This is a genomic window from Buttiauxella cochleicola, assembly GCF_021282435.1.
Lineage (GTDB): Bacteria > Pseudomonadota > Gammaproteobacteria > Enterobacterales > Enterobacteriaceae > Buttiauxella > Buttiauxella massiliensis.
In genome coordinates, this window is sequence record NZ_JAJSOT010000008.1 from 196,781 (window position 1) to 213,487 (window position 16,707).

General features: G+C 50.2%; 14 protein-coding genes, 1 pseudogene and 1 riboswitch. Of the genes and pseudogenes, 7 read left to right on the top strand and 8 right to left on the bottom strand.

All coding sequences use genetic code 11. The features are described from left to right. Positions 1-39: 39 nt before the first annotated feature. Genes yqiA through nudF form a run of 4 tightly spaced genes read right to left on the bottom strand, consistent with a single transcriptional unit; the run spans position 40 to position 2,525 of the window. Positions 40-615 (bottom strand): esterase YqiA, encoded by a 576-nt coding sequence (gene yqiA, locus LVQ77_RS18175; protein WP_034461016.1) that lies wholly within the window; start codon positions 613-615, stop codon positions 40-42. Continuing rightward, positions 615-1,442 (bottom strand): 3',5'-cyclic-AMP phosphodiesterase, encoded by an 828-nt coding sequence (gene cpdA / locus LVQ77_RS18180; RefSeq protein ID WP_232866248.1) that lies wholly within the window; start codon positions 1,440-1,442, stop codon positions 615-617. Before cpdA ends, yqiA begins: the two co-directional genes overlap by 1 nt. Positions 1,443-1,467: 25 nt before the next feature. Then, a complete protein-coding gene (locus LVQ77_RS18185; protein ID WP_151995981.1) occupies positions 1,468-1,890 on the bottom strand; it encodes a DUF1249 family protein in 423 nt (140 codons plus the stop codon). Positions 1,891-1,892: 2 nt separating this feature from the next. Further along, positions 1,893-2,525: an ADP-ribose diphosphatase gene (gene nudF / locus LVQ77_RS18190; RefSeq protein WP_151995982.1), complete on the bottom strand. Its 633-nt coding sequence runs from the start codon at positions 2,523-2,525 to the stop codon at positions 1,893-1,895. Between the two features lie 207 nt (positions 2,526-2,732). Between nudF and tolC the strand changes: the two genes are divergently transcribed. From tolC to LVQ77_RS18205, 3 genes are all read left to right on the top strand, one after another. Then, on the top strand, positions 2,733-4,226 hold the full coding sequence (gene tolC / locus LVQ77_RS18195) for an outer membrane channel protein TolC (protein WP_232905168.1): 1,494 nt from the start codon (positions 2,733-2,735) through the stop codon (positions 4,224-4,226). Positions 4,227-4,395: 169 nt separating this feature from the next. Next, positions 4,396-5,070 carry a DUF1190 family protein gene (locus tag LVQ77_RS18200; RefSeq protein WP_232905169.1) on the top strand — a complete coding sequence of 225 codons (675 nt, stop codon included), beginning with the start codon at positions 4,396-4,398 and terminating at the stop codon, positions 5,068-5,070. Between the two features lie 6 nt (positions 5,071-5,076). Beyond that, entirely contained in the window at positions 5,077-6,237 is a 1,161-nt protein-coding gene (locus tag LVQ77_RS18205; protein WP_151995984.1) for a glutathionylspermidine synthase family protein, read from the top strand. Between the two features lie 158 nt (positions 6,238-6,395). Here LVQ77_RS18205 and ygiD read toward each other — a convergent pair whose 3' ends face one another. Further along, positions 6,396-7,184 carry a 4,5-DOPA-extradiol-dioxygenase gene (gene ygiD / locus LVQ77_RS18210; protein WP_232866250.1) on the bottom strand — a complete coding sequence of 263 codons (789 nt, stop codon included), beginning with the start codon at positions 7,182-7,184 and terminating at the stop codon, positions 6,396-6,398. A gap of 199 nt (positions 7,185-7,383) precedes the next feature. On the opposite strand from ygiD, the gene zupT reads away from it, so the two are divergent. Next, positions 7,384-8,151, top strand: coding sequence for a zinc transporter ZupT (zupT, locus tag LVQ77_RS18215; protein ID WP_064516072.1), 768 nt, complete (start codon positions 7,384-7,386; stop codon positions 8,149-8,151). Positions 8,152-8,200: 49 nt separating this feature from the next. On the opposite strand, the gene ribB is transcribed toward zupT, so the two are convergent. After that, positions 8,201-8,854, bottom strand: a complete 654-nt coding sequence (ribB, locus tag LVQ77_RS18220; protein WP_151995986.1) for a 3,4-dihydroxy-2-butanone-4-phosphate synthase — start codon at positions 8,852-8,854, stop codon at positions 8,201-8,203. 96 nt (positions 8,855-8,950) lie between these two features. Continuing rightward, a riboswitch (FMN riboswitch) is annotated at positions 8,951-9,098 on the bottom strand. 124 nt (positions 9,099-9,222) lie between these two features. Here ribB and ubiK point away from each other — a divergent pair. The 3 genes and pseudogenes from ubiK to LVQ77_RS18235 form a co-directional block, all read left to right on the top strand. After that, positions 9,223-9,507, top strand: coding sequence for a ubiquinone biosynthesis accessory factor UbiK (gene ubiK, locus LVQ77_RS18225; protein ID WP_232866253.1), 285 nt, complete (start codon positions 9,223-9,225; stop codon positions 9,505-9,507). 241 nt (positions 9,508-9,748) lie between these two features. Continuing rightward, a complete protein-coding gene (locus LVQ77_RS18230) occupies positions 9,749-10,384 on the top strand; it encodes an OB-fold-containig protein (protein WP_232866255.1) in 636 nt (211 codons plus the stop codon). Positions 10,385-10,397: 13 nt separating this feature from the next. Beyond that, positions 10,398-12,026 (top strand): annotated as a pseudogene (locus tag LVQ77_RS18235) (flotillin family protein); the annotation flags it as partial. Positions 12,027-12,231: 205 nt separating this feature from the next. Here the strand turns inward: LVQ77_RS18235 and hldE are convergent. Together hldE and glnE are read right to left on the bottom strand one after the other, a co-directional pair. Further along, complete coding sequence (gene hldE, locus LVQ77_RS18240) at positions 12,232-13,665, bottom strand: bifunctional D-glycero-beta-D-manno-heptose-7-phosphate kinase/D-glycero-beta-D-manno-heptose 1-phosphate adenylyltransferase HldE (RefSeq protein ID WP_232866257.1); 1,434 nt, start codon at positions 13,663-13,665, stop codon at positions 12,232-12,234. A 55-nt stretch (positions 13,666-13,720) separates the two neighbouring features. Continuing rightward, a complete protein-coding gene (gene glnE / locus LVQ77_RS18245) occupies positions 13,721-16,570 on the bottom strand; it encodes a bifunctional [glutamate--ammonia ligase]-adenylyl-L-tyrosine phosphorylase/[glutamate--ammonia-ligase] adenylyltransferase (RefSeq protein WP_232905182.1) in 2,850 nt (949 codons plus the stop codon). Positions 16,571-16,707 lie beyond the last annotated feature (137 nt).

Genomic DNA, 16,707 nt, shown 5'->3' on the forward strand with positions numbered 1-16,707 from the left:
ATTCGTTCAGATAGCGAAACAGGAATCCGACATCAGGCCTTAGTGCAGGCCAAGAAAGTCGACGATCTGTGTGAAATAATCTTCGAAGCCTACAAAGGCGTGATTGCCACCGGATTCTACCGTCTGGCGACAGGGGGTGTAGTACGCAACCGCCTGGCGATAATCAAGCACTTCGTCACCCGTTTGTTGCAACAACCAGATGAGATCTGGCGAATCTAACGGGTCAACTTGCATGACTTTAAGATCGTAAATATGGCGAGACTCTAGCACATATTGCTGCCCGGTGTAGGGGTTCTCGTTGGTGCCGAGATAATCCACCAGCAGTTCAAAAGGCCGGACTGCCGGGTTTACAACTACCGCTGGGAGCGTAAAACATTGCGACAACCAAGTGGCGTAATAGCCGCCCAAAGACGAGCCAACTACACCTAACGGTTCGCCACCATGCTCCAGCACCAACGACTCCAGCAACTCTGCCGCATCGGCAGGATACGGTGGGAGTTCCGGTACAATCATATTGATATGAGGATGGTTCTGCGCAAGCCACGCTTTCAAACTCGTGGCCTTGGCTGAACGCGGCGAACTGTTGAAGCCGTGTAAGTAAAGTAGCGTTGACATCAATACCCTTCTGACGCGGTATCAGGGTTAAATACCGCACCCTTCAGGCGGCAAACCTCCGTGGTCACCTCACCGTTTGGATGAAGTTCCAGCCAACGCCAACCCGGCTCGATGGTATCGAGTGTGAAGTTGGAGCAGTGAGGTTTGAATTGCACGCAAGTCGAAGGTGTTGCCAGCATACGTCGACCATTCCAGTCGAGATCTAACTCCTGATGAATATGCCCACACACCAGAGTTTTCACTTTTGGGAATTTTTGCAGCACGTTATCAAGCTCAGCGGCATTGCGCAGGCTATGTTGATCCAGCCAACTACAGCCCGCAGGGACTGGATGATGATGCAACAGCAATAGAGTATGGCGTTCAGGCGCACCAGCGAGTTTGCGCTCTAGCCAGTCGAGCTGATAGTCGCTCAATTCACCATGTGGAACACCAAATACCTGGCTGTCCAGCAACAAAATCTGCCAGCTATCGCCTAAGAAAACTTGTTTAGCCGGGGAAATTCCGGCTTCCAGCAACGAGCTGAACATCGCCGGTTGGAAATCGTGATTACCAGGGAGCCAAACGCAGGGCGCAGGAATCTCCGCGATGCCTTCAACAAAGTGTTGGTAGGCTTGCGCACTGTGATCCTGGGCCAAATCCCCAGTTGCAACGATAAGGTCATAATGACGCTGCTCAGCGAGGATGGCGTCAATAACAGCCTGATAACTCATCCAGGTATTGATACCAAGCAGCGTTTCGTTCTTTCCAGAGAACAGGTGGGTATCTGTAATTTGCAAGATCCTGATCTGGCCCCCACCGGCCACAGGAAGATTTAACAGGCTTTCCAAATGGTGTCCTTAGGTTTCACCCTCACTAACAAACCGGAACCGCCATCGCTCCATGCGCCAAACAATAACGCAGCCAATCGGCTAGAAACTGGTTAATTTGATGCTTTTCGTCGCGTTGATGCAACTTTTTATTAGGATAATCATAACGCGCTTTGAAGCGAAAGATCTGCTGACTTGAACACACTTCCGCGACCATCGCGTCATGATATAGCCTCACAGACATCGATGGTAGGCTCCAATAGCTCACAGCTGGGGCCGTTTGTTCGATTTGCACAAGAGTTGTATAACGTGTCGACTCAATAATAGTGAGCCGATATTGGGCGCTACTGACCTGGTAAGTGACTTTTTCACCTACCTCATCATTACGAGGAAGCAGACGTCGTAGTTGTGCGAAATTGGTTTCGCACAGACGCATCATTTCCGGGAAGTCAGGTGTGTAGCGCTTCATGTTTAGTTGTTCCACTCGGCTCTTAATTTCTCATGATGCAATTGCAGCCAAAGCAGTGCGATGACTGAAGCTGCGTTATCGATTTTCCCTTCTTCTACTAACTGATAAGCCTGTTCCCGGCTCACGACATGAACACGAATATCTTCGTTTTCATCTGCCAGACCATGTATACCCTGCGCGTTCGAAGCATCCACTTCCCCCACCAGGATAGATAAACGTTCGCTGGTCCCACCCGGGCTTGCAAGGTAGTTGATAACAGGTTTTGTTCGACCTACTACCAGACCCGCTTCTTCGATTGCTTCACGGCGCGCAACGTCTTCGACGCTTTCACCTTCTTCAATCATTCCTGCAACCAGTTCGAGCAGCCATGGGCTCTCACTTGTGTCATAGGCAGCAATCCGAATCTGCTCTATCAATACAACTTCGTCTCGCACAGGGTCATAGGGTAGCAGTACTGCAGCATGCCCGCGTTCTAAAATTTCACGCCGAACTTCACCACTCATTTCGCCATTAAACAGGCGATGGCGAAAGCGATAAAGATCTAGCGAAAAAAAACCGCTATAAAGCGTTTCCCGTGCAATAATTTCAACATCGTTTTTACCTAACGTGACAAGTTGATCTTTTTGCTTAGTCATATTGGTTTCCTGATATTTTTATGGTCATGAAATGTGCGAATTCAAGTTGGTATGACTGCCGTTTCATTTCCTATGTGGTAGATTGATGAAAATTAAGGGCAGATGGCACATTACGCCAAGCTTCCCAGCTGGCAGACTCTGCTAGAATCGGCGATCATTTTCGGCTCTTGTCAGCGCTAACAAACAATTTCTGCTTCACAACAAGGAATGCAAATGAAGAAACTGCTCCCAATTCTTATCGGTCTGAGCCTAACGGGTTTCAGTGCCATGAGCCAGGCAGAAAACCTGATGCAGGTTTATCAGCAGGCACGTTTAAGCAACCCGGACTTGCGTAAATCCGCTGCTGACCGTGATGCCGCATTCGAAAAAATCAACGAAGCACGTAGTCCATTACTGCCACAGCTAGGCCTTGGTGCTGATTATGAATACAGCAATGGCTTCCGTGATTCGAATGGCATCGACTCCAATACGACCAGTGCCTCTTTGCAATTAACGCAAACTATTTTTGATATGTCGAAATGGCGTGCGCTAACCCTGCAAGAAAAATCTGCTGGTATTCAGGACGTCACTTATCAGACAGATCAGCAAACGCTGATCCTGAATACAGCGACCGCCTATTTCAATGTGTTGAGTGCCATTGACGCCCTCTCCTACACAGAAGCACAGAAACAGGCTATTTATCGCCAGTTAGATCAAACTACTCAGCGCTTTAACGTAGGCCTGGTAGCCATCACAGACGTTCAGAACGCCCGTGCACAATACGATAACGTATTAGCGAACGAAGTGACTGCACGGAATAATCTGGATAACGCGGTAGAAACGCTGCGCCAGGTCACCGGTAACTACTATCCTTCTCTGGCTTCGCTGAATGTTGATGGCTTCAAAACCAACAAGCCTGACGCGGTGAATAACCTGCTGAAAGAAGCAGAAAAGCGTAACCTGGCATTGTTACAGGCACGTCTGTCTCAGGACCTGGCGCGCGAGCAAATTCGTTACGCTGAAACTGGCCATATGCCAACCGTGGGCTTAACCGCTTCGACAGGTGTTTCTGATACTGACTACAGCGGCTCTAAAACCACCAGCCAGGCGTACGATGATAAGGGTGTTGGTCAGAATAAAATCGGGCTGAATTTCTCTCTACCATTGTATAGCGGCGGTTCTGTAACTTCTCAGGTGAAACAAGCGCAATACAACTTTGTAGGCGCAAGTGAGCAACTGGAAAGTGCACATCGTAGCGTGGTGCAAACAGTTCGTTCTTCGTTTAACAACGTTAACGCCTCTATCAGTACCATCAATGCTTATAAACAAGCGGTTGTCTCTGCCCAAAGCTCTTTAGATGCAATGGAAGCAGGATACTCCGTAGGTACACGTACCATCGTTGATGTGTTGGATGCGACGACTACGCTGTATAACGCAAAACAACAGCTCTCTAGTGCTCGTTATAACTACCTGATCAACCAGCTGAATATTAAATCAGCTCTGGGTACGCTTAACGAACAAGATCTGATTGCGTTGAACGGCACATTAGGCAAACCAGTACCAACTACTGCCGAAAGCGTCGCGCCAGAAACGCCAGACCAGAATGCTCGCGCAGATGGTTACTCCGCTGATACAGCCGCAACCACTGAGACGGCAACACCAGCAAAAGCCACTCCGGTCTCTGCAACAAACAAAAAATCAGCTAACCCATTCGGTAACTGATCAGGTATTTCGGGGGCATGACAACATGCCCCCGTCACAACTTACGCACGTGAACGTAAGGCAAAGTAAAGATCTCCCTCCAAACAGCCGTCATCGCTTTAATTTCAACCATTCATCCCCTATTCTAAACGCAATATTAGCTTCATTCCTTTGGGCTCAGGACAGAACAATGAAACGGACAAAAATCATAAATCACGCATCGTTCCGCAAAAGCTGGAACGCTCGCCATTTAACGCCGGTCGCACTGGCCGTTACCGCTGTGTTTATGCTTGCCGGTTGCGAACAAAATGACGAAACAGTTTCCATGTATCAAAACGCGGATGACTGCTCGCAGGCCAACCCTGGTAAAAGTGCTGAATGTACTACTGCCTTTAACAACGCGCTGAAAGAAGCAGAACGTACCGCACCGAAATACGCTTCGCGCGAAGAGTGTATTGCTGAGTTTGGTGAAGGCCAATGTCAGCAAGCCCCTGCACAAGCCAGTATGGCTGGTGAACAAGCTCAGGCTCAGCCACAACAAAGTGGCAGCTTCTGGATGCCGCTGATGGCAGGCTATATGATGGGTCGCCTGATGGGCGGCGGTGCGGGTTTCGCACAGCAACCGTTGTTTAGCTCTAAAAATCCAGCGAGCCCGGCTTACGGTAAATATGCTGATGCCTCCGGCAAAAGCTATGGTGCAGCCACACCAGGCCGTACGACTACAGTTCCAAAAACTGCCATGGCACCAAAACCTGCAACCACCAGTACAGTGACTCGTGGCGGTTTCGGTGACTCAGTTGCCAAACAATCAACTATGCAGCGCAGTAACAGCGCAACAGGTTCTTCTCGCTCCATGGGTGGCTAAGAAATTATGGAAAGAATTGCGATTACTGAGCGCCCGGATTGGCGCGAGAAAGCCACTGAATACGGTTTTAACTTTCACACCATGTATGGCGAGCCGTACTGGTGTGAAGACGCATATTACAAGCTAACGCTCGCTCAAGTTGAACGCCTGGAAGAAGTCACCGCTGAACTGCACCAGATGTGTCTGAAAGTTGTCGAAAAAGTGGTGAGCAGTGATGAGCTGCTGGCCAAATTCCGCATCCCGAAACACACCTGGGAATTTGTGCGCCAGTCCTGGCGTTCGCAGCAGCCGTCTCTCTACTCCCGTCTGGATATCGCGTGGGATGGCGTGGGTGAACCTAAGCTGCTGGAAAATAACGCCGATACCCCAACTTCGTTATACGAAGCGGCATTCTTCCAGTGGATCTGGCTTGAAGACCAAGTTCAGGCAGGGAATCTGCCTGAAGGAAGCGATCAGTTCAACAGCCTGCAAGAGAAGCTGATTGAACGTTTTGCTGAATTAAAACAGCAACACGGCTTCAATCTGGTGCATTTCGCCTGCTGCCAAGACACCACAGAAGATCGCGGCACGGTTCAGTATTTGCAAGATTGTGCAGCTGAAGCAGAAGTGGCGAGCGAATTCGTCTACATGGAAGATATCGGTCTGGGCGAGAGAGGCCAGTTCACCGATTTGCAGGATCAGGTTATCAGTAACCTATTCAAGCTCTATCCATGGGAATTCATGCTGCGTGAAGTGTTCTCCACCAAACTCGAAGATGCTGGCGTTCGCTGGCTGGAGCCTGCCTGGAAGAGCATTATCTCCAACAAGGCATTGCTGCCAATGCTGTGGGAAATGTTCCCGGATCATCCAAACTTGCTGCCTGCTTATTTCGCCGAAGATAACTATCCGGCGATGGATAAATACGTGGTGAAGCCAATCTTCTCCCGGGAAGGTGCAAATGTGAAGATCATCGAAAACGGCGAAGAAATTGCCCGTGTCGATGGCCCTTACGGTGAAGAAGGCATGATCGTGCAGGAATTCTATCAGTTGCCTAAATTTGGCGACAGTTATGTGCTGATCGGTAGCTGGCTTATCAACGATCAACCTGCAGGTATTGGCATTCGTGAAGATCGCGAGCTGATCACTCAGGATCTTTCGCGCTTCTATCCGCATGTGTTTGTAGAGTAAATATAAAAATACTCGAAACTAGCATCATATTCTTACCCTAAATAATTCAGCTTGCAGGTAGACGGCAAGAGAACAAATCCCCAGGAGCTTACATGAGTAAGTGACTGGGGTGAGTGAGCGTAGTCAACACCTCTGCAAGTTGAAGTATGACGGGTAAGTTAGCCAATCTGCACAGAAAGCATACTCAACGATCCCATCTCAATACCGTCTGTCGGCAGTGTAACTGGCTCTTTACCATCCCATGCCCCGAGAACATATAACAGTGGCAGGTAGTGATCCGCTGTTGGGTTAGATAACGATCCACCTTCATGTTCCAGGTAGTTAACCAATGGGTGTTCGTCTACCGGCCCAAGCCAGGTGAGATTGTCTTTAACGTATTGGTTAAATGATTCTGCCCACGGATATGGCGTGTTTTCACCGTGCCAGCGCGCAGTTCTCAGGTTATGAACCACGTTACCACTGGCAATGAGCATGATGCCCTGATCGCGCAATGTCGCCAGCTTGCGGCCTATTTCAAAATGCCAGTCCGCCGGTTTCGTGCTGTCGATACTGAGTTGCACCATTGGAATATCGGCATTAGGGTACATCTTAATAAGTACACCCCAGGAGCCGTGGTCAAACCCCCAGGCTTCTTTGTCTTGCATCACCGGAACGGGGGCCATCAAATCGACCAACTGTTGTGCCAGCTCAGGGGAACCCGGTGCCGGATAATGAGTATCGTAGAGAGCCTGTGGGAAACCACCAAAATCATGGATAGTTTTTGGCGTTTCCATTGCCGTAACACCCGTGCCTTTAGTGAACCAGTGTGCAGATATCACCACAATAGCTTTTGGGCGCGGTAACGTCTCTCCCAAATGGCGCCAGGCTTGGGTATATTGGTTATCTTCCAGCACGTTCATTGGGCTACCGTGTCCGAGGAAGAGCGCAGGCATTCGTTGAGTTGTCATGGTGGTGTCCTTTAATCGGGTCATTCAGTTTATGAAAACTACAGTACGCGCTTTTACGCTATGAAGAACTCAGATAAGAATGATGAAGATCTTCAGGAAATTTGAATGTAAGCGATGTGTAAAGCTTCTCAACTGGCTCTCGATTTTTATCACATCGCCCATTAATATGAATGAGAATCATTATCAAAAGGAGTGATAAATGTCAGTACCCTTGATCCTGACCCTATTAGCAGGGGGAGCCACTTTCATTGGTGCTTTTCTTGGCGTGCTCGGCCAGAAGCCATCAAACCGTGTGCTGGCATTTTCCCTCGGCTTTGCAGCGGGCATTATGCTGCTTATCTCTTTAATGGAGATGCTGCCTGCCGCACTCCATACCGAGGGAATGTCGCCGGTACTGGGTTATGGCATGTTTATGCTGGGTTTGCTGGGCTACTTCGCACTCGATCGCGCCCTACCCCATGCGCATCCGCAAGATTTGATGGACAGCAAGCCACAGCCGCGTAATTTACGCCGCACCGCATTGCTGCTGACGCTGGGTATTAGCCTGCACAACTTCCCTGAAGGGGTAGCAACGTTTGTAACTGCCAGTAGTAACCTGGAATTAGGGATGGGGATTGCGCTCGCAGTAGCATTGCACAATATTCCTGAAGGTTTGGCCGTGGCGGGCCCGGTCTACGCGGCTACGGGTTCAAAACGCAAAGCCATCTTCTGGGCAGGGATTTCGGGACTTGCGGAAATTCTCGGTGGTGTACTCGCCTGGCTGATTTTAGGCCCGATGATTTCGCCAGTTTTAATGGCTGCCATTATGGCCGCCGTAGCAGGCATTATGGTGGCATTGTCAGTTGATGAACTAATGCCACTCGCTAAAGAAATCGATCCACATAACAATCCAAGTTACGGTGTGCTTTGCGGTATGGCGGTGATGGGGTTTAGCCTGACGCTGCTGCAAAGCAACGGAATCGGCTAAAAAAGAAGCCCGGTGTAATAACCGGGCTTTTTGCTTTTTAGCTCGCTAGTTAGCTTGCTTTGCGTTCGTGAGACTGGCGGTATTCCACCAGGTCTTCAATCGTTACAACAGCCATATTGTGCTGGCGAGCAAAGGTGATGCACTCAGGTGCACGCGCCATGGTGCCATCATCGTTGGTCAGTTCACACAAAACACCAGCCGGTTTAAAACCAGCAAGCGTTACCAAATCAATGGTTGCTTCAGTGTGACCACCACGCGTTAACACGCCACCAGGCTGAGCACGCAGCGGGAACACATGGCCCGGGCGGTTCAGGTCGCTTGGTTTTGCGCCATCAGCAATCGCGGCACGCACAGTCGTAATACGGTCTGCAGCAGAAACACCGGTAGTTACACCACTTGCAGCTTCGATAGTCACAGTAAACCCGGTGCCATAAGCACTGGTGTTGTTCTCAACCATCATTGGCAATTCGAGTTGTTTACGGCGTTCTTCAGTCAGGCACAGGCAAACAATACCGCTACCGTGGCGAATGGTCAGAGCCATTTGCTCAACGGTCATGGTTTCCGCAGGGAAAATCATGTCACCTTCGTTCTCGCGATCTTCATCGTCAAGAACCATAACCCCGCGGCCTTCACGTAGTGCTTCAAGAGCGTGTTCTACGCGCTGTGTAGGGGTGCCAAATGCAGAAAGGAGCGTCTGATTCATGGTAAAAAAACCTCATTAAAATTATGGTTACCAGAATCAGGGCAGTCTTAGGAGCTATAAAAATAACGTGAGCAGGCTTAAAAGCTTGAGCTTAGTCGTTACTCTCTCCCATCCGGACTATAACCGTCGGCTCCGGAATTACACCGGATCTGCTGACCTCCAGATTGCTCTGGAGCGCTCGCGGGCTTTCAGCGTTCGCTGATTTACCGCCGGTGGGGAGTTACACCCCGCCCTGAGAATAAGCAGACTTACTATAACGCCGATGATTTTCTCTGGCAACGGCAAACCTTATAACATTTCGGGTTTCTAACCAGCCATGCAGGCATTACAATTAAGGCAGACAATCCCGTAAGATTATGGAAGCCGCTATGATTGACCCGAAAAAAATTGAACAGATCGCACGCCAGGTCCACGAGTCAATGCCGAAAGGGATTCGTGAATTCGGGGATGATGTCGAGAAAAAAGTTCGCCAGGTTTTGCAGTCGCAGTTAACTCGCCTGGACTTGGTGAGCCGTGAAGAGTTTGATGTGCAGACTCAAGTGCTACTGCGCACCCGAGAAAAACTGGCTTTACTGGAGCAGCGTTTAACCGAGCTTGAGAATCGTAGCGTTCAGGCACCGGAAGTTACTCCTCCAACTGAACCGCAGATGTAAAAATTCGCTCCCTTTTCATCAGGGAGCGTATTCCTGATTCTCATCCCTTGATTAATTCGCATAATTAGTTGCGAAACTTCTGAATATTAGCTTCGTTTGCCTCAGAAAAGATTGACCCGCGCCTTTCCAAGGCTATATTTTCCCAGTACTCATTCGCATCGTAATTTTATAATTCACATTATTTATGTATTAAATTAATTTATAACTTATGCGAATATTATAAAAAGGGAAATTTCCACTCATGAATTTACTTACGTATGACTACAGCCCTTTTTTATGTGCCTTCACCATATTAATTCTTCTGGGTATTGCTGAGCTTATTTCACTTCTTTTAGGATGGTATTTATCGGGCGCGCTGGATGCTCATTTTGAGCACATCCATATCAGTACTCATGAATCCCCGGCTATACAATTTTTAGACTATCTGAACGTAGGTCGAATCCCCCTTATGGTCGTACTATGCCTTGTACTGGGATGTTTTGGGCTTATCGGCGTCTGTAGTCAATACTGTATAATCACATTCTTCGGCTCCCCTCTCTCGCCCTTTTTAGTTTCTATTTTCAGCCTGATACTCACATGTCCTTTGGTCCATACTTTGGGCATAAAACTGGCCCCTTGGTTACCACATGATGAAAGCAGCGCAGTTTCAGAAGAAAGTTTTATAGGATGCCTGGCATTCGTTACCGGCTCCCTCGCCATTGCAGGTAAACCTTGCGAAGCAAGGCTGAAAGATAAATTTGGGCAGATACATTATTTACTTGTTGAACCTGAAGAAGGAACCCAACTGCATTCAGGAGACAGAATAATCATTATTGAACGTTTAACGAGCACACGCTATTTGGCCGAGAAAAACCCCTGGCCTGATATTTTAATTTAGAAAAGGAAGAGATATGTTTGAAGGAATAAATTCCATGCCCTTGTGGCTTGTTACTGCCATCAGTGTCGTGGTCACGCTTTTTATAATCGGTTTGATCTTTGCCCGATTATATAACCGCGCTTCTGCGGAACAGGCATTTGTCAGAACCGGGCTTGGCGGTCTTAAAGTTGTGATGAGCGGGGGAGCCATTACGCTGCCTGTTTTCCATGAAATCATCGTCATTAATATGAACACCCTAAAGCTTGAAGTTAGCCGGGCGATGAAAGACAGCTTAATTACCAAAGATCGCATGCGTGTCGATGTCGTGGTTGCATTCTTTGTTCGAGTCAAACCGACAAAAGAAGGTATTGCCACCGCTGCTCAGACATTAGGTCAACGCACACTTTCTCCCGAAGATTTACGCATTCTGGTAGAAGATAAATTCGTCGATGCGCTGCGAGCTACCGCTGCGCAAATGACGATGCATGAACTCCAGGACACCCGCGAAAACTTTGTCCAGGGCGTTCAGAACACTGTTGCAGAAGACCTTACCAAAAACGGTCTGGAGTTAGAAAGTGTATCCCTGACTAACTTCAACCAAACTGAGAAAGAACATTTTAATCCTAATAATGCCTTTGATGCCGAAGGCCTGACCAAGCTCACTCAAGAAACAGAACGCAGGCGCCGAGAAAGAAACGAAGTCGAGCAGGATGTTGAAGTCGCTGTACGCGAGAAAAACCGTGACGCATTGTCACGTAAGCTCGAAATTACGCAGCAAGAATCTTTTATGTCGCTCGAACAAGAACAGCAGATTAAAACCCGTACAGCTGAGCAAAACGCTAAAATCGCGGTGTTCGAAGCCGAGCGTCATCGGGAAGCGGAGCAAAGCCGTATTCTCTCTGAACGCCAGATCCAGGAAAGTGAAATCGAAAGAGAGCAGATGGTTCGGACTCGTAAGGTTGAAGCCGAACGAGAAATTCGTATCAAAGAGATTGACCAACAGCAAGTCACCGAAATTGCGCAACAAAATAAAGCGATCGCTATTGCAGGCAAATCAGAACAGCAATCCCAGGCAGAGGCACGAGCCAACGATGCCCGTTCGGAAGCCGTGAGATCGGAACAAAATGTGGTTACAACCAAAGAAACCGCGATAGCGGACCGTGCAAAGCAAGTGGCATTGATTGCAGCAGCTCAAGATGCGGAAACTAAAGCTGTGGAACTGACTGTTCGCGCAAGAGCTGAGAAAGATGCGGCAGAAATGCAGGCTGCAGCTATTGTTGAACTGGCAGAAGCTGCACGTAAAAAAGGCCTCGCGGAAGCGGAGGCTCAGCGCGCACTTAACGATGCTATCAACGTGCTTTCCGATGAGCAGACCAGCCTCAAGTTCAAACTGGCGCTGCTGCAATCCCTGCCAGCTGTCATTGAAAAATCTGTTGAACCGATGAAAGCTATCGAAGGTATTAAGATCATTCAGGTTGATGGCTTGAACCGTGGCGGCGCAGTCAACGAAACCTCTAGCGGTGGTATTGGGGGTGGAAATCTGGCTGAACAAGCGTTGTCTGCAGCGTTAGCCTACCGCACTCAAGCTCCGTTAATTGATTCTTTACTCAATGAAATTGGTCTTTCCGGCGGATCACTTTCTGGACTGAGCGAACCATTGAAAGCCCTGGAAAAAAGAGCACAGCCCGCATTGATTGCAGATGTAGATAAGAACTTACATGTTGAAAGGAAAGAACAATCCGACAACAGAGAGCTTGAGTCCCTGCCGGTAGTGGCAGAGTAACCCTTACGCTAGCTGGAATAGTAAAGTCTACAGTTCTGGCAAAAATGCCCCGGTTATTGTTACCGGGGCATTTTTTTAGTGGCAATTACTGACCACTATCTTTTTGAATCTTCTTAATAATGTTCGTGGTTGAACAACCATCTTCAAAATTCAGCACCATCACTTCACCACCGTTGGCCCAGACCTCTTTACTCCCGGCAATATCATCCGGTTTGTAATCGCCACCTTTGACCAGCAGGTCAGGCAAGATCTCGCCAATCAAGCGTTGCGGAGTGTCTTCTTCAAACAACACAACCCAATCCACCGCTTCCAGGGCCGCTAACACGATCATGCGTTGATCCTGCGGGTTCACCGGACGGGTTTCACCTTTCAGGCGTTTGGTTGAAGCATCACTGTTTGCCGCAACAATCAGACGGTCGCCGAGCTTGCGCGCATTGGCCAGATACGAAACGTGGCCCGCATGAAGAATGTCGAACACGCCATTGGTCATCACGACCTTCTCGCCGCGCTTACGCGCGTTAGCCACAGCCACTTTCAGCTCAGCTTCGGTCATAACGCCAAAGCCTGAGTCAGCACGGCCACGCACAGCGTTTTCCAGCTCAATTGGCGAAACGGTGGAAGTACCCAGTTTGCCAACAACCACGCCTGCTGCCGCATTGGCAAAGTAGCATGCTTCTTCCAGCGAATTACCCGCAGCAAGCGTTGCCGCCAGCACACCAATTACCGTATCACCCGCACCGGTCACATCGTAAACTTCCTGCGCCTGCGTCGGCAAATGGAACGGCTCGATGCCAGGCTGAAGCAGTGTCATACCGTGTTCGGAACGAGTAATCAGCAAAGCGGAAAGATCGTATTCAGCGATTAGCTTCATACCACGTTCCACCAGCTCTTCGTCGTTCTTACACTTGCCAACAACCGCTTCAAATTCAGAGAGATTTGGCGTCAACAACGTAGCACCGCGATAGCGATTAAAGTCTGTGCCTTTCGGATCAATCAGCACTGGCACATTGGCCGCACGCGCAAGGCTAATCATATGCTGGACGCTTGCCAGCGCGCCTTTTGCGTAGTCAGAAAGCACCAGCGCGCCAATGTGTGGCAAAGCCTGGCTAATACGCTCGTGCAAAGGTTCCGGGTCAACGCCTTCAAAGCCTTCTTCGAAATCGAGGCGAATCAGCTGTTGGTTGCGGGAAAGTACACGCAGTTTGGTGATTGTCGGATGAGTCGGGACCGAAACGAAATCGCACTTAACGTTCACACCGGCCAGCGTCTGGCTGAGCGCGCGTGCAGCATCGTCGATGCCCGTCAGGCCAACCAGGCGTGAATTTGCACCCAGCGAAGCAATATTCATTGCCACGTTAGCCGCGCCGCCAGGGCGTTCTTCAATATTCTCGACTTTCACCACTGGCACCGGAGCTTCCGGGGAGATGCGGCTCGTAGGGCCATACCAGTAGCGATCCAGCATCACATCACCAACTACCATGACGCCTGCACGGCTGTATTCGGGCAGCGTTACTTTCATTCCTGACTCTCCAGAGAGGGATAAAATTTTGTCGCGGATAATATCACAATTAATCTTATGCGCGTGTTTGCGACTCACTCAGCCATTTGTGCCAGCTTGTTAATACCTGCTCGCGCTCTTGAGTGAATGTATCCATTGCCACGTTTCCAGGCAGCTCTTGCAATGCCAGGTGATGAAGTTCATCGCGCAACGTGACATAAGCATGCGTCAGCGCTTTCGCTTCGTCATCACTCATGATGTCGTTTTGCGCCATTAATTCCAGAATGCGCACATTGTCAGACCAACGCGTCAATTTTGGAGCCTGCGCCGCATAACGTAAAACCAGATATTGAGTGATAAATTCGATATCGGTAATACCACCTTCATCGGCTTTAATATCAAAGCGTTCACGGGTTTTCCCTCCCAGATGCGCACGCATTTTTTCGCGCATTTCACGCACTTCGGTCTGGAGTTTTTGACCTTCACGCGGCACACATAAGATCTTGCGGCGAATTGCATCGAATTCCTGCTTAAGCAGCGGATCGCCATAGACAATACGTGCGCGCACCAGGGCCTGGTGCTCCCAGGTCCAGGCTTCATTTTGCTGATAATCAGCGAAAGCTTCGGCGGTAGTCACCAGCATGCCAGCGGCACCCGACGGGCGCAAACGCGCGTCGACTTCATACAAAATGCCCGATGAGGTTCGTGTGCTAAACAGGTGCATAACGCGTTGCGCGAGGCGCAAATAGAACTGGCGACCGTCAATTTCACGCTCACCATCAGTCATCACATCCGACGGGCAATCGTGCAGGAAAACAAGATCCAAATCGGAACTGTAGCCGAGTTCCCAGCCACCGAGTTTGCCATAACCGACCACCGCAAACCCGCGCCCTTCACGGTTCTGTAAGTGTTTTGGCTGGCCGTATCGCAAGACCATTTGCGCCCAGGCTTGCTGGACGACAGCATCGATCATCGCTTCGGCAAGCCAGGTCAGATGATCACTGACTTTCATCACCGGCAACGTGCCCGTAATGTCAGCCGCCGCCACACGTAGCAGCTGCGCCTGTTTAAACTGGCGTAATGCTTCAAGCTGTTGTTCTTCATCGTCATCAGGAACGCGCAGCAAATACTGGCGCAGTTCATCACGATAGGCGTCGGTGGCGGTCGGTTGGTAAAGCGTATTCGGGTCTAGCAATTCATCCAGCAGCAGCGGATAACGTGCCAGTTGACTGGCAATCATTGGCGACGCAGCACACAGCGTGATCAGGTGCTTCAGCGCTCCCGGATATTCCGTCAGCAGCTCAAGATAGGTGGTGCGTGTGACAATGCCGAGTAACAGCGGGGTTAAGCGCGACAACGGCAACGGCGCATCGCTGCGGGAACAAGCCTCGCACAGCAGGCGCGGCATCAGTTGATCCAGCACCTGGCGGCCACGCGGGCCAATGGTGCGCTTGTCAGTGTCCTGGCGGAAATCACTTACCAGACGCAGAACTTCGCCACGCGCTTGCGGCGTTAAATGCTCCAACACTGGCGTATTCGCATCAGCGTCCAATGCGTCCTGCCACAACTCACGCCAAGCTTCAGAGAGTTTATCCTCGCCCGGTTCAGGTTCATCATCGCCAATCAGCTCGTTAAATACCTGGCGCACCGCATTCATATGCTGTTGCAGCGTTTCTTGCAGTTCATCCCAGGTTTGCGCGTTCATGCCCCATGCAAGGCGAGCGCGGTTCAGCTCATCCCCAGGCAGCGTCTGAGTTTGTTCGTCATTGATGCTTTGCAGCAGGTTTTCGAGGCGGCGAAGATATAAATAGGCCTCATTCAGTTTGACGGCATCGCCTTCTGGCAGCAGGTGCAAATGTTGAATAGCTTTAAGGGTCGGCAGCAACGAACGTGACTGCAAAGAGGGCTCGCGGCCGCCACGAATCAGCTGGAATACCTGAACGATAAACTCGGTTTCGCGAATGCCGCCCGCGCCAAGTTTAATGTTATCGGTCAACCCACGGCGGCGGACTTCACGGGCGATCATCCCTTTCATGTTTCGCAAGGATTGGATCACACTGAAATCGATATAACGGCGGAAGACAAAAGGACGCAGCATGTTGCGCAGCTCCTGACTCCACACATCGTCGTTATCGCCCATGATACGAGCTTTAACCATCGCGTAGCGTTCCCAGTCACGGCCTTGTTCCTGGTAATAATCTTCTAATGCGGCGTAGCTCACCACCAACGGGCCGCTGTCGCCAAACGGACGCAGGCGCATATCGACGCGATAAACAAAGCCGTCTTGTGTCGGTTGGTCGAGGACTTTAATCAGGCGCTGGCCGAGGCGTGTGAAGAACTGGGCGTTGTCCAGTTCACGGCGCCCACCCAGGGTAGAACCGTTTTCCGGCCAGGCAAAAATCAGGTCGATATCCGAGGAGAAGTTCAGCTCACCGCCGCCAAGTTTGCCCATACCAAGAATCATCAGCGGTTGTGCGACACCCGCCTGGTTACACGGCGTGCCCCATTCGCGGCAGCATGCGGCATAGAGCCAGTCACGGGCGGCGATAATCAGCGTTTCTGCCAACGCACTCAACTGCTGGAGAGAGCTTTCAGTTGGCACTTGCTGTAAGGCCTGCGACCAGGCAATTCTCACCATCATGCGGCGGCGGAACAGGCGCAGTGCGGACATTAAAGCGAGTTCGCTATCGACCCCCTGCAACTCTTGCTGCAGCCAGGCCGCATAGTGCTGCCATTCGTCAGCAAGCGGCGGGGAATGCTGTAATTCCTCAAGCCATGCAGGATGCGCCGCCATGCTGTCACAAACAAAATCACTAAACGCCAGCACAACCTGAGCCTCAGGGCTTAGCGTCTGGCGGTCAATCTCTTGTGGCAGACGCGCCAGCGCCGCCTGCAAATGCTGCTGTAATAGTGGCGCTTGCGACATCATGGTCGTATCCCTTGTTAACAGTATCCCCTAAATAATTCGAGTTGCAGGTAGGCGGCAAGGGAACGAATCCCCAGGAACTTACAAGAGTAAGTGACTGGGGTGAGTTCCTGCGGCCAACAACCCTGCGACTCGAA

Excerpts from the sequence above, each read along its gene's own strand:
- yqiA (WP_034461016.1), bottom strand. The coding sequence starts at position 615 with ATGTCAACGCTACTTTACTTACACGGCTTCAACAGTTCGCCGCGTTCA.
- LVQ77_RS18185 (WP_151995981.1), bottom strand. The coding sequence starts at position 1,890 with ATGAAGCGCTACACACCTGACTTCCCGGAAATGATGCGTCTGTGCGAA.
- nudF (WP_151995982.1), bottom strand. The coding sequence starts at position 2,525 with ATGACTAAGCAAAAAGATCAACTTGTCACGTTAGGTAAAAACGATGTT.
- tolC (WP_232905168.1), top strand. The coding sequence starts at position 2,733 with ATGCAAATGAAGAAACTGCTCCCAATTCTTATCGGTCTGAGCCTAACG.
- LVQ77_RS18200 (WP_232905169.1), top strand. The coding sequence starts at position 4,396 with ATGAAACGGACAAAAATCATAAATCACGCATCGTTCCGCAAAAGCTGG.
- LVQ77_RS18205 (WP_151995984.1), top strand. The coding sequence starts at position 5,077 with ATGGAAAGAATTGCGATTACTGAGCGCCCGGATTGGCGCGAGAAAGCC.
- ygiD (WP_232866250.1), bottom strand. The coding sequence starts at position 7,184 with ATGACAACTCAACGAATGCCTGCGCTCTTCCTCGGACACGGTAGCCCA.
- zupT (WP_064516072.1), top strand. The coding sequence starts at position 7,384 with ATGTCAGTACCCTTGATCCTGACCCTATTAGCAGGGGGAGCCACTTTC.
- ribB (WP_151995986.1), bottom strand. The coding sequence starts at position 8,854 with ATGAATCAGACGCTCCTTTCTGCATTTGGCACCCCTACACAGCGCGTA.
- ubiK (WP_232866253.1), top strand. The coding sequence starts at position 9,223 with ATGATTGACCCGAAAAAAATTGAACAGATCGCACGCCAGGTCCACGAG.
- LVQ77_RS18230 (WP_232866255.1), top strand. The coding sequence starts at position 9,749 with ATGAATTTACTTACGTATGACTACAGCCCTTTTTTATGTGCCTTCACC.
- hldE (WP_232866257.1), bottom strand. The coding sequence starts at position 13,665 with ATGAAAGTAACGCTGCCCGAATACAGCCGTGCAGGCGTCATGGTAGTT.
- glnE (WP_232905182.1), bottom strand. The coding sequence starts at position 16,570 with ATGTCGCAAGCGCCACTATTACAGCAGCATTTGCAGGCGGCGCTGGCG.